Origin of the sequence: Flavobacterium sp. UBA6195, from assembly GCF_002422095.1 — a bacterium.
Lineage (GTDB): Bacteria > Bacteroidota > Bacteroidia > Flavobacteriales > Flavobacteriaceae > Flavobacterium.
In genome coordinates this window covers 23,295-37,769 of record NZ_DITB01000040.1, presented here as the reverse complement: position 1 = coordinate 37,769, position 14,475 = coordinate 23,295, and the positions used below count along the sequence as shown (strand labels likewise).

General features: G+C 34.5%; 12 protein-coding genes. 2 read left to right on the top strand and 10 right to left on the bottom strand.

The window, feature by feature from the left end:
- From B4I81_RS03400 to B4I81_RS03390, 3 genes are all read right to left on the bottom strand, one after another.
- On the bottom strand, positions 1 to 2,400 hold a 2,400-nt coding region (locus B4I81_RS03400; protein ID WP_291107529.1), incomplete at its 3' end, for an Eco57I restriction-modification methylase domain-containing protein.
- 455 nt (positions 2,401 to 2,855) lie between these two features.
- Positions 2,856 to 3,239 (bottom strand): HU family DNA-binding protein, encoded by a 384-nt coding sequence (locus B4I81_RS03395; RefSeq protein ID WP_291107526.1) that lies wholly within the window; start codon positions 3,237 to 3,239, stop codon positions 2,856 to 2,858.
- Positions 3,240 to 4,157: 918 nt separating this feature from the next.
- Positions 4,158 to 4,670, bottom strand: a complete 513-nt coding sequence (locus B4I81_RS03390) for an NUDIX hydrolase (protein ID WP_291107524.1) — start codon at positions 4,668 to 4,670, stop codon at positions 4,158 to 4,160.
- Positions 4,671 to 4,772: 102 nt separating this feature from the next.
- On the opposite strand from B4I81_RS03390, the gene B4I81_RS03385 reads away from it, so the two are divergent.
- Entirely contained in the window at positions 4,773 to 5,987 is a 1,215-nt protein-coding gene (locus B4I81_RS03385) for a glycosyltransferase family 4 protein (protein WP_291107521.1), read from the top strand.
- Positions 5,988 to 6,137: 150 nt separating this feature from the next.
- On the top strand, positions 6,138 to 6,317 hold the full coding sequence (locus tag B4I81_RS03380) for a hypothetical protein (RefSeq protein WP_291107518.1): 180 nt from the start codon (positions 6,138 to 6,140) through the stop codon (positions 6,315 to 6,317).
- A 703-nt stretch (positions 6,318 to 7,020) separates the two neighbouring features.
- Here the strand turns inward: B4I81_RS03380 and B4I81_RS03375 are convergent.
- From B4I81_RS03375 to B4I81_RS03345, 7 genes are all read right to left on the bottom strand, one after another.
- Positions 7,021 to 7,602: a tRNA-(ms[2]io[6]A)-hydroxylase gene (locus B4I81_RS03375; RefSeq protein WP_291107516.1), complete on the bottom strand. Its 582-nt coding sequence runs from the start codon at positions 7,600 to 7,602 to the stop codon at positions 7,021 to 7,023.
- A 499-nt stretch (positions 7,603 to 8,101) separates the two neighbouring features.
- Entirely contained in the window at positions 8,102 to 9,145 is a 1,044-nt protein-coding gene (locus B4I81_RS03370) for an o-succinylbenzoate synthase (protein ID WP_291107513.1), read from the bottom strand.
- A gap of 80 nt (positions 9,146 to 9,225) precedes the next feature.
- Positions 9,226 to 10,422 carry a tetratricopeptide repeat protein gene (locus B4I81_RS03365; RefSeq protein WP_291107510.1) on the bottom strand — a complete coding sequence of 399 codons (1,197 nt, stop codon included), beginning with the start codon at positions 10,420 to 10,422 and terminating at the stop codon, positions 9,226 to 9,228.
- 137 nt (positions 10,423 to 10,559) lie between these two features.
- Complete coding sequence (locus B4I81_RS03360; protein ID WP_291107507.1) at positions 10,560 to 11,237, bottom strand: metal-dependent hydrolase; 678 nt, start codon at positions 11,235 to 11,237, stop codon at positions 10,560 to 10,562.
- 17 nt (positions 11,238 to 11,254) lie between these two features.
- Positions 11,255 to 12,169 carry a 1,4-dihydroxy-2-naphthoate octaprenyltransferase gene (gene menA, locus B4I81_RS03355; RefSeq protein WP_291107504.1) on the bottom strand — a complete coding sequence of 305 codons (915 nt, stop codon included), beginning with the start codon at positions 12,167 to 12,169 and terminating at the stop codon, positions 11,255 to 11,257.
- A 231-nt stretch (positions 12,170 to 12,400) separates the two neighbouring features.
- Positions 12,401 to 13,903, bottom strand: coding sequence for a PH domain-containing protein (locus tag B4I81_RS03350; RefSeq protein ID WP_291107501.1), 1,503 nt, complete (start codon positions 13,901 to 13,903; stop codon positions 12,401 to 12,403).
- Entirely contained in the window at positions 13,896 to 14,474 is a 579-nt protein-coding gene (locus B4I81_RS03345; protein WP_291107498.1) for a PH domain-containing protein, read from the bottom strand. Before B4I81_RS03345 ends, B4I81_RS03350 begins: the two co-directional genes overlap by 8 nt.
- Position 14,475 lies beyond the last annotated feature (1 nt).

Below are 14,475 nucleotides of genomic sequence, written 5' to 3'. Positions count from 1 at the left end.
AAAAGGCCTATAAGATATTTTTTTTATATATTTATCTAAATTATTTTCATTCTTAATATTATCATACCCTTCTAGAATATTCCATCCATTTTTTTTCTTTACATTGAATTTTTGGTGTAATAGTTCAGTATCTCTTTCGGTATTTTGAAATTCAACAAAATAACTTAAAAGTTTTTCCTTGGATTCATTAATTACAAATTCATCATGTGCGGTTGTTAAACCTACCCCGTTAATTGTAAAAAAGTCGTTTACCGAAAAACCTTTTTGATAAAATTCATTTTTTAAATTATCTGTTTTAGAAAATAAATATAGTGGTTCTTTCAAATCAATATTTTCAAACTTTATTGATTTTAAACAGTTATTATTTAAAAAATCATATTTTCCATCCCTAATTCCATACAAATCAAAATGAAAAACTTCAGCTAATTTATCTTTTTTATTTCCTTCTTTTTTTATAAAAAAATTAATAGATACTCCTTGCTTAATGTCAAAAACATTTTGATCTATTGAGCCATCGGGTGATGTTTCTTTTTTGTTGCTATTTCCGTGTAAATCTATCGTATAAATTTTATCATATGTTTTTAATAAATTCCAACGCATACCTCTAAATGTCGGATTATCTAAAAATCCGTGTGGGTTAATAAATGCTAATATTCCACTTCCATTTTTATCTATAAAGTGTTGCCCAAAACGCATGAATTTTACATAATCGTCATTTATCCATTTTGGATTTCGCTCTTTTAATTTCTCTTTTCCTCCTGGTTCTTTTTTGTAATCTTCCATTAGGTTCATAATCCATTCCCCTTTATTGGCGCTTTCACCACTATAAGGTGGATTTCCAATCACTACCATTACAGGTGCATCTCTTTTTATGGCATTCGCTTGGTCGGCTTCGTCACTTAACCAACTACTAAATAGGGTTTGGGTATCGGGGTGTGCTTCTTCTAATGAGTTGGTCAAAAATATTTTCAATCTCTGAGATTCCCCTCCTTTGGAGGGGTGCCCATCGGGCGGGGTGGTTGGCTTGTAACCTGTTTCGGTTAATAGCATGTCCATTTTCAAATGTGCCATGGCATAACTCGCCATTAGCAACTCAAAGCCGTTTAATCTTGGTATTAAATCGTTGGTTACATACTTGCTCCAAATTCCTTGTTGACCTTCAAATTTCTTGTGTATGTGTTTTACTACTTCGGCAAGGAAAGTTCCTGTTCCTGTTGCTGGGTCTAAGATTTGTACTTTGTGAACTTCTGTTTCAGTTGCAACCTCTTTTATTTTGGAGTTGGCACCCGTTCCCGTTTGGGTAACCGCTTTTTTCTTAATTTTTATTTTGCTGGTATCGGCTAAACCATTTGGTAAGTTAAACTCGGTTTTTAAAATATCATCTACGGCACGAACAATAAAATTAACCACAGGTTGCGGTGTGTACCAAACTCCTCTTGCTTTTCTTAAGGCGGGATTGTATTCCCCTAAAAACGTTTCGTAAAAGTGAACTACAGGGTCTTCCTGTTTGGTGCTTTTACCAAAGTTTTTCATAATTTGAGCCACGTCTGAAGCTAGGAAAATATTAACCAACTCGTCAACTATCCAAGTTAAACGGGTATCTAAATCAAAACCCGCAATGTCTTGAAATAATTTTCTAAGAAAAGGATTTGATTTTGGAATCAATTCAGCCGCTTCCATTCTTGAAAATGTTGGTAATGTAGGGTCATGATAACGAGCTGCAAACATACCATAAGCAATGGTTTGAGCGTAAATATCCGAAAACGCTTTGTTATCGATGTCGTGTATCAACATTTGTTGAAACGAAAGCATTTGTGCTTTTAGTTGCGAACGTTTGCCTTCTTGGTCGTCATGGTTTAATGATTTCTCAATAACGTCAGCCATTAAACGAGCCTTCCCCGCCATCATTTGAGCCAATTTAGTAGGTGACTTTATGGTTTGGGAAATGGTTTCGGCAAAGTTTTTTATTAGTTGGTTAAATTGGTCAAAGTTTTCCGTAATCGGAACAATTTCAACCGATTTACCATCCTGAGCTTGTCGAAGGGTAGCAATAGCAATTTTGGTGGTTAGTTCTCCATCTTTGTAAAAATGGAAATCCATATAATCAGTAAAAATCAAATTGGATAATCCCGATTTGTATCGGTCAAATTGTTCTTTTAAGGTTTTGCTTCCTAAATCTACTCCAATGTCTTTCGCTTCAATGTAACCAACAGGAACGTCTTTGCGGGTCAATACATAATCAGGCGCGCCGCAATCCACTCGAGCGGGTTCGTTGGTTACCAAAACATCGGGCAAAATTGCCATGATAAGGTTTTGTAAATCACCACGATAGGAATGTTCTCGAGCGTTTCCTGTTTTATAAAGCGTATTTATTTTATCGATGTATTGAGAAAGTGTCATTATTGATGTGATTTTTTACAATTCCAAACCTACAAAAAAATAGTACGTTAACCAATGGAATCTTTTGGTTTGTAAGTGTACAATTTAAAAAAAATTAAAAATTTTTTTATATTTTATATAAAAATACTGTACATTTACCATATTATTTCGATACGAATAGCGGGAACTATTCGAGGCTTTCGATAGAATTTAGCTCAAAAACGGGTAACTAGCTCCATTTTTTTGAGCTTTTTTCATGCCTTTTTTTATAAAAAACCTACTTTTTTGTTTCTTTTTCGTTCAATTTTAATTCATTAAACCCTTTTTTTCAACTCGTCAAGTCGAGTTTTTCAATTCGTCAGGTCGAGTTTTTCAACTGCACTTGTCGAATTAGAAGTGTTTTTTGTGCAAAAAAAAGCCCCGAACGCGGGAACGTTCGAGGCTTTCGAGAGAGATTTAATCTCACAAGCGGGTAACTAGCTCGCTTTTTGGTAACTTAACGTACCTAGCATTTGTTTCAGCTTTTTAGCTGGACGAAACAAAATGCGACTTTTCTTGATGTCCGTTGCCGTAACATCTTCTGCAAGGTCTTGCCCGGTAGCACTCACACTCACTTGAAAAGTGCCTACATGACCTAATTTTACAATTCTACCTTGGCTAAGTTCTAAGAGCATATTGCGCTCTAAGGCTCTTAACACGGCATAACAATCGGTATCAGTTAACGTACACTGATACGAAATAATCTCGGCTAACGACTCTAAAGAGGTTTCACCATTTGCAATCGAAGTTGCATAAAACTTTTCAGGCGCTGTAATGTCCTGTGGATTCTTCTTAGGAAGAACTTTAAATTTAATACTCATTTTTTAATGTATTAAATTGATAAATAATTTTTTAGCTAAGTACATCGCAAAGTATGCCTTACTGCTTTTACAAAGTTTATAATTTGAAATGATAAATGAAAGTCAAAGTTATTCACAATTTGTAGGTTTTTTTAACAAAGCTGGTAATTGTCAGTAAATCAATATAATTTTTTAACCTATTGAATTTCAAACAATTATATTTACACAAATTACATATCATATCGCTCAGACCATCTGAAAAATAAGCAGCTCACAAAATTTATGTTGCTTGGAAGAAAGTATTCTTTTTCAACACATCAAAGCTTTGTTTGCTATTGAAAAATTGTATAATGATAATTTAAGGGCAAGGGCAAGAACAAGTTCAAGGGCAAGAACAAGTTCAAGGGCAAAAATAAATAGCGATGCTTAGCAGCATGACAAACTGGGCGGTTAGAAAACTCAAATAAGTAAAACGCTCTGTGTAGCTCTCTCAACGCAATTCTCTTCAAAAGAAACTCGGTGTAGCTCGGTGTAAAATCTTAACCACAACGCGCACTAAGAAAGCACAAAGAACACAAAGCTTTACGAAGTAAAAGCCAACCCATCACCCATCATCAATCACTTATACAAGAGATGCTTTACAGCATGACAAACGGTGCGATTAGAAAACTCAAATAAGTGAAACGCTCGGTGTAGCTCTCTCAACGCAATCCAAATAAAAAGAAACTCTGTGCAGCTCGGTGTAAAACACTATGTAGCAAATTATCACTTATACAAGAGATGCTTTACAGCATGACAAACGGTGCGGTTAGAAAACTCAAATAAGTAAAACGCTCAGTACAACTCTCTCAACACAAACCACTTCAAAGAAACTTCCTGTAACTCTGTGCAAAACTTAGTGCTACTTTGTGTAACTAAAAAATCTGCCAACAAAATCAACTATTTCAAATACTTTTCTCCTATCACTTTTCTAATCGAAACAAAACCAATTTTCCCCAAATCAATTTCCGAACGTTTCACCCAAATTAATTCCTGAATTTCGTCTTCAGCAGCTACATTAATTACATCTGAAGGCAAGGCGCATTCATAAAAAATATCCATCGTTCGGTACGGCACGTTTTTGTACAAATAATTATTTGGTGAAGTCGTAATATACTTTAAATCCGAAGGCTGCAAATTTAATCCCAACTCCTCTCTAATCTCTCTACAAGCCGCTTCTTCCGCCGTTTCATTTGGGTCGATAAATCCTCCAGGTAAATCCCATTTCCCTTTGTCTGGGTCCACATTTCGAACCGTAAACAACACCTTGTCTTCAAACGTAAAAACAAGCGCTACAGCCGCCGCAATATTATGATAATAAGTAAACCCACAATCCTCACATAAAAACCGACGATTATCAGGAAACGAAAAATGCGTTGAAGCACAACTTGGACAAAATTTAAAAAAAGTCATTTTTAAGTGATTAGTGATTAGTGCAAATTTACTTTTAAATTTTCAATTTGAACTTGAAACCTGAAACTTGAAACCTAAAAACTATATAACTATCTTTGCCTAATGAAGCACTTAGTCATCATTGGAGCCGTATGGCCAGAACCCAATTCAACCGCAGCAGGAAACAGAATGTTGCAACTCATTGCCTTGTTTCAAAAGCAAGACTATGACATCACGTTTTTGTGTTCGGCAATGCCTTCGGATTTTTCGTTTGATTTGATTACCATTTCAGTTAAAACGCAAGCGATTCAATTAAATGACAGTTCTTTCGATACACTCATCAAAGAGTTAAATCCCGATGCAGTGCTTTTTGACCGTTTTATGATTGAAGAACAATACGGCTGGCGTGTGATGGAAAACTGCCCGAATGCCTTACGAATTTTAGACACTGAAGATTTACATTTCTTAAGAAAAGCCCGAGAAGTAGCGTTCAAACAAAATCGCGAATTGGTCTTTGAAGATTATATTTCCGATGTTTTTAAACGCGAAATGGCTTCTATTTACAGATGTGATTTGACTTTATTAATTTCCGAATACGAAATGCAATTGGCTACGGAAACATTCAAAATTGACGCTTCTCTTTTGTACTATTTGCCTTTTCTATCGGAAGAAATAAATATAAATGTTCCAAAATTTGAAGAACGAAATCATTTTATAAGCATCGGCAACTTTTTGCACGAACCTAATTGGCAAACCGTTTTACAATTAAAAAAACAGTGGAAATCCATCAAAAAACAACTTCCTGAAGCTGAACTTCACGTTTATGGTGCATATGTTTCGGAAAAAGCCAAGCAATTACACAATGAAAAAGAAGGTTTCTTAATCAAAGGAAGAGCCGAAAGCGTTAGAGACGTGTATGCAAAAGCAAAAGTTTTATTAGCGCCAATTCCTTACGGAGCGGGTTTGAAAGGCAAATTATTTGAAGCTATGCAATTAGGATTACCTTCTGTTACAACAAAAATGGGTGCCGAAGGAATGCACGGCAATTTAGATTGGAACGGATTCATCACTTCCGATGAGAATGAATTTGTAGAAAAAGCAGTCGAATTATATACCAATAAATCCCTTTGGGAAACCGCTCAACAAAACGGATATGAGATTATAGAAAAACGTTTTAAAAAGGAATTATTTGCAAGAGATTTTATCAATCAAGTAGAATATCTTCAAGAGCATTTGAAAACACACAGAAACCAAAACTTCTTAGGACAAATACTACAACACCAAAGTTTACAAAGCACCAAGTATATGAGTAAATGGATTGAAGCGAAGAATAGTTGACAGTCACAGTTGACAGTCGCAGAATATCTGAAAACTGAGACTGAGACTGCATACTTTTATCCATGAGATGAAAATGATTTTGTAGCAAAAGCGGTCGAATTATATACCAATAAATCCCTTTGGGAAACCGCTCAACAAAACGGTTATGAAATGATTGAAAAACGTTTCAAAAAGAAATTATATGAAACTGATTTTATGAATAGAATTGAAGAACTTAAAATGGATTTAAAAAACCATAGAAACCAAAACTTTTGGGGACAAGTTTTACAACATCAAAGTTTACAGAGTACGAAGTATATGAGCAAGTGGATTGAAGCTAAGAATAGTTGACAGTCGCAGTTGACAGTCGCAGTATATTCACTGAACACTGAGACTGCATACTTTCATCCATGAGATGAAAATGATTTTGTAGCAAAAGCGGTCGAATTATATACCAATAAATCGCTTTGGGAAACCGCTCAACAAAATGGTTATGAAATCATCAAAAACCGCTTCAAAAAAGAATTATTTGCAAGTGATTTTATGAATAGAATTGAAGAACTTCAAATGGATTTAAAAAACCATAGAAACCAAAACTTTTGGGGACAAATTTTACAACATCAAAGTTTACAGAATACGAAGTATATGAGAAAGTGGATTGAAGCGAAGAATAGTTGACAGTCGCAGAATATCTGAAAACTGAGACTGAGACTGCATACTTTCATCCATGAGATGAAGATGATTTTGTAGCAAAAACGGTCGAATTATATACCAATAAATCAATTTGGAAAACCGCTCAAAAAAACGGTTATGAGATTATCGAAAAACGTTTCAAAAAAGAATTATTTGCAAGTGATTTCATAACTAAAGTAGCACATATTCAAGAACATTTGAAAACACATAGAAATCAAAACTTCTTGGGACAAATATTGCAACATCAAAGTCTACAAAGCACGAAGTATATGAGTAAGTGGATTGAAGCGAAGAATAGTTGACAGTCACAGTTTTCAGTCGCAGTATATTCACTGAACACTGAGACTGAGACTACAAACTTTTACCCATGAATCGTCTCCGATTTCCCGTAACTCGCAATTACTTTAGCTTCAAATTCTAGCCATTCTTCCCAACGCTTTTTAACGTCATAACCTTCTTCTGCTAATTCGTTTGCAAATTGCAAGAAAGAAGTGTAATGATTGGCTTCTGAAATCATTAATTCACGATAAAATTTTGCTAGTTCTTCGTCTTTGATATTATCAGAAAGCACTTTAAAACGTTCGCAGCTTCTGGCTTCAATCATAGCAGCAAACAACATACGTTCCACAATCAAATGTTTGCGATTTCCTGGCTTCATGAACTTGAACAAATCGTTTACATAACTGTCTTTTCGTTCTCGCCCTAATACCCAACCACGCGCTTTGATAATCTCATGCACTTGCTCAAAATGATCCATTTCTTCTTTCGCAATCTTCGTCAACTCGGTAGTAATTTCTGTGAACTCAGGCAACATATTGATTAACATAATGGCGTTAGAAGACGCTTTCAATTCGCACCAAGCATGATCGGTTAGAATTTCTTCTAAATTTCCTTCTGCTATGTTGGCCCATCTTGGGTCGGTTGGTAATTTTAAACGAAACATTGGATAAATGATTTAGTTGTGCAAATTTAGGAAATAATACTTGTAAACGGAGAATAAGTTCAAGGGCAAGTTCAAATTCAAAATTCAAGTACAAACCCGCTACACCCCTAAAGTCCCCTCAAGGGGACAATTCTTTCTAAGAATATTTATTTTATTAGCATTTCATAAGAACTACTCTAACCGTTGCCTGAGGCTCTCGAAGGCAAAAGGTACCTAAAAAATCCGTCACCACCAGCGCTCCGCCTAGGCGGTCCCGTTTTATCCGCGTGCCAACTCAAGGGCAAGTTCAAAATCAAGTTCAAAATCAAGTACAAACTCGAAACACCCCTAATCCCGATAGCTATCGGGACCTCAAGGGGACAATCCTACTTTACACTATCAATGTAATACGTTTTCTCAGAAATTCAAGTTACTAATCTAGTTACTCCTTACCGACCTTTGCGAAAAAACTTAGCGTTCTTTGCGTTTAAATAAAATCATCCTTGTTCTAAACTGTAACCTAAATTCCTAAATTAGAAATATCCCATTGTTTATCAACATTATACTGAATATGTCCCTTCTCAATTTCTAACGGACAATCGAAGTTATTCGTATACAAACCACCCGTTCCTAAACCTTGCGGCATGGGATTATTGAGTGTGAAAGTAAATTGCGTAATCGCATTTAATCCGATGTTGCTTTCTAATGCAGAAGTAATCCACCAACCGATATTTAAACTTTCGGCAATCGAAATCCATTCTAATGTTCCTTTGAAACCACCGACTAAACTTGGTTTTAAAATGATGTATTGGGGTTGAATTTCTTCTAGTAATTTTCGTTTTTTCTCAATTCCAAAAACACCAATTAATTCTTCGTCTAACGCGATTGGAAAAGGCGTTTGTTGACAAAGGATTTTCATCTCTTGAATTTGATTGAATTTAATTGGTTGTTCTATACTATGTAATTCAAATTCATTTAATTGATTCAATTTACTTAAAGCTTCATTCGAATTAAAAGCACCATTAGCATCTACTCGAATTTCAATGGTTTTAGCATCAAAATTTTGACGAATGAATCGCAACAAACCTAATTCTTTTTCGAAATCAATCGCTCCAATTTTCAGTTTTATACACGAAAATCCTTGTGCTATTTTTTCTTCGATTTGGGTTTTCATGAAGTGCTCCTCGCCCATCCAAACCAAACCGTTGATTAACATATTCTTTTTACCAGTTGTAAAATCAGAAGGAAATAAATCGAAAGGTGTTTTCGACTGTAAAGACAAAAACGCCATTTCTAAACCAAATTGAATCGAAGGAAACTCTAGTAATGCATCCCACAATTGGTCTTTTTCCAAATGAATGTTCTGGCATACCCATTGTAATTTTTCTTCATATTCTGGTCTATCATCAATAGAAAGGGTTCGTAAAATACCACACTCACCAATTCCAATTTTACCATTATCTTCCAAGATTAAAAACCAAGTTTCTTTCTCTGTCATTACACCTCGAGAAGTGCCACTTGGACGTTTAAAATTTAGGATGTATTTTTTGTAGGTTGCTTTCATATCCAAGTACAAGTGCAAATTCAAGTACAAATTTCAAAGTTTTAAAGTTGATTTTTGTACTTAAACTTGCTATTGATATTTTATTCTAAAACTCTCAAGATTTTCTTGAAATTATCTGTTGGTAATTTGTGTTTTTCGAAAGTTATGAAATCCGATTTCGTTTGTGCTATCCAGGTTTTGCCATTAGATAAACTCTCATGTGCGTATTTTTTGTGAATATCTTTGGATTCTGAAATCTTATTAGTAAACAAATAAACGTGAGCTAAATTCAACTGAAAATGAATTTCAGATGGATTCAATTTTATGCCTTTATTATACGTTTCTTCTGCTTTTGTGAATTGTTTTGAATACAAATAATAATCGCCCAAGATTTGATAATCTAAGTAAGTCGCTCTTTTTTTGGCAAACATTTCGGTGAAAAGAATTGAAATCGCTTCTTCATAATTTCCTTTTTGGAAAGCAGCATTTGATTTCTCTCGAATGATATCGTAATACGCTTTTACTTCCCCAGTTTCTTTTAAACTTTCTTCCGTAAGCTTTTCAATGGCATTATTTTTCTCTACAACTAAAAGTTGAGAAAACTCTCTGTAGGTGTACTTTTTACTGATGTTTTCTAGAAAAGCAGCATAAAAAGCGTCTTTTTTTGTCAATTTTGAAACTACGGGAAGCTTTTTTGCGGTATTTAAAATTTCATTCTTTACTGTTTTATCCCAACCTCTACTCGCTTTATAATCGACCCAAGGCACCACTTCTAAAACGATTTTTTGTTTCATCACCCAATTTTGACTTTCAAATCCGAACCATAAATTAGGTAAATTGGTCAAACATAACGAAGAAGACGAAATCAACTTGGCATCTTTGTTTACCTTTTCTTTTTGTTCCCAGCACGCTCTATCGGTTTTACCTTCTTTTAAAAATAAATTGGCAGAATTCGCCTCTTGAAACAAGGCAAACGTACACTTATCATCACCCGAAATAGCAGAAGTTAAATGAATCGCACCAGCCGTTCCTTGGCTAATTCCAGTAGGATCAGGAATCGCTTTCAATACCGAAACCAAACTCGAAGTCAGTTTCTGATTTTCATCCAAAACCGTGACTCTATAAACGAATTCAGTCGTTCCAACTGGTAAATCTTCTGTTTTGATTAAAGCGCGTTTTCCGGCTGAAAGTGTTATTTCTTTTGTAGTAGCACGTTCTTTGTCCCAAAAACCATCTTTCTGAGCATAAATTGAGCTTGAAAATAATACGGCGGATACGAAATATAATAATTTGTTCATTTTATTTTTTTAAAAACACATAGAATCATAGTTCTACTTGGTGTTTATTTTGAGGCATTATACTTTACACAGAAAACATAGTTTAAAATACTATGTGCCTATTGTGTTTAATTACCCATTCAATTTTTGTACCAAATTTACAATTCGATACTTGCTCCAATTTCTAATAACATCAAATCTTTTCCTTTATCGAAAAATTTGCGTTTCGCTTCTTCATGATTGATTTCGATGTAACCAAACGTATCAAAATGATAGCCTAACACTTTATCGCATTGTACAAAATCAGAAGCAATAATAGCATCTTCAACGTCCATAGTGAAGTTGCTTCCAATTGGTAAAATGGCTAAATCTAATTTAGTTCGCATTGGAATTAGTTTCATATCCATAGTTAAAGCGGTATCGCCTGCGATGTAGATGTTTTTGTGTTCGCCTTCAATAACAAATCCGCCAGGTTGTCCTCCGTAGCTTCCATCAGGAAAAGAAGAAGTGTGTAACGCAATTACATATTTAACTGTTCCAAACTCAAAATCCCAACTTCCGCCGTGATTCATAGGATGGTAATTAAAACCTTTGTTTCCGTAATGTGAAGCAATTTCGTAGTTAGAAACAATAACCGCTTCAGTACGTTTAGCAATCGCCTCTACGTCCAAAATATGGTCTTGATGTGCGTGAGTTAGCAATATATAATCCGCTTTCAACGTATTGATATCAATATGAGAAGCCTTTGGATTTCCAGAAATGAACGGGTCCACTAAAATGTGAACTTCATTAACTTCAATTCCGATACAAGCGTGTCCGTAAAATGTGATTTTCATAGATTTTATTTTAGTGATTAGTAAAAAGTATTTTTTATCCAATTAGTTAAAAATACCACATTTATAAAAAAAAGTAAACTAATAATGAAAGTACCTAGAGCGACAACTTTTAATTGTGAATCAAACTCTTTAGGAATACTATTCTTCTTAACAAAGAAAATATGATTTGTAAACAAAACAAAACAAACAATTACTACTAAACTTTGGAGGTTCAAAAGAACTTCAAAAAACATAAATAATACTGTTGCTGTGATGATTAAAAAGTACTGATATTTTTTCGCATTCTCTAATCCCATTTTCACTACCAACGTATTCTTTCCAGCGATTTTATCATTTTCAATATCGCGCATATTATTCAAATTCAATACAGCTACACTTAATAATCCGATGGCTGTTGCGGGTAAGAATAATTTCCAATCGATAAAATGGGTAAACAAAAAATTAGAACCAATTACCGAAACCAATCCAAAGAAAATAAACACAAACACATCTCCAAAACCGCTATACCCATATGCGCTTTTCCCAACCGTATATTTAATAGCTGCTCCGATAGAACCAATTCCTAATAAGATGAATATCAAACTTAAGGCGAAATTCTCTTTTCCAAAAGCTATGTAAATCAATAACAGCGCAATAATGAAAGTCAAAATAGCTGTGATGATAACCGCTTTTTTCATTTGCTCGGCTGTGATAACTCCGGCTGCTACTAAACGTTTTTCGCCTATTCTATTTGCATCGGTTCCTTTTACGCCATCACCGTAATCGTTGGCGTAATTGGACAATACTTGTAATCCTAACGTAGTTAATAACGCCAAAACCACAATTCTCCAATCGGAATATCCTTGATAATAGGCATAAGCGCTTCCTACAATTATTCCAGAAACGGAAAGTGGTAAAGTTCGTAATCGTGCGGCTTGTATCCAGTGTTTCATTATTTAATTATTTTAATTAAAATCAAGTTCAAGGGCAAGTTCAAGTTCAAGAGCAATGGTTTTCGCTTCGCTCTAATGTAAGCCTACTTCGTAGGAGATTCCTACTTCGGCGGAATAACAAAACTAAGTCAATAATATCAAACTCCCAACTTCCTACTCCAATCTCCAATCTCCCATCTCCAAACTTCTAACTTCTAACTTCTAACTTCTAACTTCCTACTTCCAACTCCACTACATCCAATTCTTTTCCCAAGTTTCCACTTGATACAACCAATAATTAACCAATTGCTTAATTTCGGTGTAATTTCCTGTGGTAAAACTTACGGTTCCTCCTGCTGTTGATAGCGTAACCGAACCGATATTCGTTGCTTTTTGCCAAAAAAATTGTTGGGTTTCGATAGCTTGAATTTTATAGGGTTCTATAATTGTCGTATCAATATCCCAAGCGCCATTTTGTTTGATGATGAAATCATTGGAAACAAAAAGTTTGTAATTTTTAAACGAAAACCAAAGCATCACTCCGGCGAAAACAGAAAAAATAGCTGTATACATGAACCAATCGTTCCAAGCTACAAAATCCGTTTTGTGATTTAGGAATAAGGTTACGACTATTGGAACTAATAAAAAGAAAAACGTATTCACCGCTAATTTTCTCCAATTCGGCAAATACATCGTTCCTTTTTGAGGTAATTGCCCTAATAACAATTTTAGAATAGCATCGCGTTCGTTTTCAGTACAACCTGGGACTTCAATTTGGTCTTTTTCTTTTACTTTCTCAGCATCACTTGAGGCTTGATGTATGCCAATCGTGGTTACATCCAATTTCTTTTGAAAGTAGTTTTGAGTAACTTTAATTTTTTGAACTTTATTTGGATTCAACAAGGTGTTTTTTGTCGAAAGTAATCCGTATGACAGAATAATCGCTTGTTTGCTTTTCTGAATGGTGAAATCGAAGTACTTCAAAATTGTTCGAACCAAATTCACTAGTAAAATCAAGGTAATAAAGAAACCTATTACAATAAGAATAGAAGTATAGATAGGTAAAGTATCCAAATAACTAGTTACTTGATCTTCATTTATCACCTCTGCATTCATTTGTTGCAAATTCTCAACAATGGTTGTAAAAAACAGGAAAATTAAAGCAAAACTTTTAATATAATTCGAAGTAAATCCGATTTTAATCAAACTTGGTAATCCAATTTTTATAAAGGATGTTGGCGTTATCTCTTCAACATTTTTTTCAGCATTCTCAGTCAGTTCTAATTGCGAATGATTGATTAATCGTTCTTTCAGAATAGTTGCCAACTCATGAGAAATGGCACTAATAGAAGCTTCTTTTTTATCGCTTCCAGCAGTGTCAATTTCCAATTTATGAACCCCAACCAAACGTTGAATTAAACTTTGATTGATATTAACTTGCTGAATTTTATGCAACTGAATGGTGATTCTCGTTTTATTCAATACGCCTTTTTGAATGACAAACTCACCATTTTCTTCATCAATATGAAAGGTAAAAAACAAATATTGTAAGTACGAAATAATTGCAATTATCAAAACAACACCCGCTACACTTCCAAAGAAAACCAATTTATTAAGCGAATCAAACTTGACTAACCAAATCAACAACATCGGCCACAAAGCACGAACCGTCTTCTGCAAGGAATTGGCAAACATAACCAAAATCCCCGGAAGCGATTGTCGTTGCGGCTGTGAAAAATCAACTGATTTATTCATGTTCTTCAGATAACAGAGTTTCTGTTGGTACTACTTCAATGGGTTCGTCTTGCTTGGGCGGATTAATTTTTTGGGAAACCAAATTCTTAATGATTTGGGCATCAGCCAAAAGCAAACCAGGAATTTCTAAATCCGAACTACTACCACCAGCGGTGAATAATTCAACAGAAGCCAAACCTAATTTTCTAGAAATAAATCCCTGATGCAAAGCAACATGCTGTACTCTATTAAAAGGAATAATCGTCGTAGTCTCCGAAATTAATCCCGATTTATAAATGGCGTCGTGTTCTCTAAAAGCATACCCTTTTTTCTGAAAACTAAATTTTGTAAACACAACTAATCCTGCTAAAAACAATACTAGTCCAACTAAAATTGCCATCCAAATTATATTGGAAAAAGCATCTTGATTGAAGTAAAACAAGGCTGAAAATCCTCCAATAACCAATAGTAAAAGCAATGAAAAATTAAAAAGTAAAACTGTAATATACTTGGGATTTAAACCTTTCAATTGCACTTCTTCGAATTTCGGAAGTTGGTTTAAGTCGATGGAATTATTGGTGAATTCTTTCATA

Excerpts from the sequence above, each read along its gene's own strand:
- B4I81_RS03345 (WP_291107498.1), bottom strand. The coding sequence starts at position 14,474 with ATGAAAGAATTCACCAATAATTCCATCGACTTAAACCAACTTCCGAAA.
- B4I81_RS03390 (WP_291107524.1), bottom strand. The coding sequence starts at position 4,670 with ATGACTTTTTTTAAATTTTGTCCAAGTTGTGCTTCAACGCATTTTTCG.
- menA (WP_291107504.1), bottom strand. The coding sequence starts at position 12,169 with ATGAAACACTGGATACAAGCCGCACGATTACGAACTTTACCACTTTCC.
- B4I81_RS03365 (WP_291107510.1), bottom strand. The coding sequence starts at position 10,422 with ATGAACAAATTATTATATTTCGTATCCGCCGTATTATTTTCAAGCTCA.
- B4I81_RS03395 (WP_291107526.1), bottom strand. The coding sequence starts at position 3,239 with ATGAGTATTAAATTTAAAGTTCTTCCTAAGAAGAATCCACAGGACATT.
- B4I81_RS03375 (WP_291107516.1), bottom strand. The coding sequence starts at position 7,602 with ATGTTTCGTTTAAAATTACCAACCGACCCAAGATGGGCCAACATAGCA.
- B4I81_RS03380 (WP_291107518.1), top strand. The coding sequence starts at position 6,138 with ATGATTGAAAAACGTTTCAAAAAGAAATTATATGAAACTGATTTTATG.
- B4I81_RS03370 (WP_291107513.1), bottom strand. The coding sequence starts at position 9,145 with ATGAAAGCAACCTACAAAAAATACATCCTAAATTTTAAACGTCCAAGT.
- B4I81_RS03350 (WP_291107501.1), bottom strand. The coding sequence starts at position 13,903 with ATGAATAAATCAGTTGATTTTTCACAGCCGCAACGACAATCGCTTCCG.
- B4I81_RS03385 (WP_291107521.1), top strand. The coding sequence starts at position 4,773 with ATGAAGCACTTAGTCATCATTGGAGCCGTATGGCCAGAACCCAATTCA.
- B4I81_RS03360 (WP_291107507.1), bottom strand. The coding sequence starts at position 11,237 with ATGAAAATCACATTTTACGGACACGCTTGTATCGGAATTGAAGTTAAT.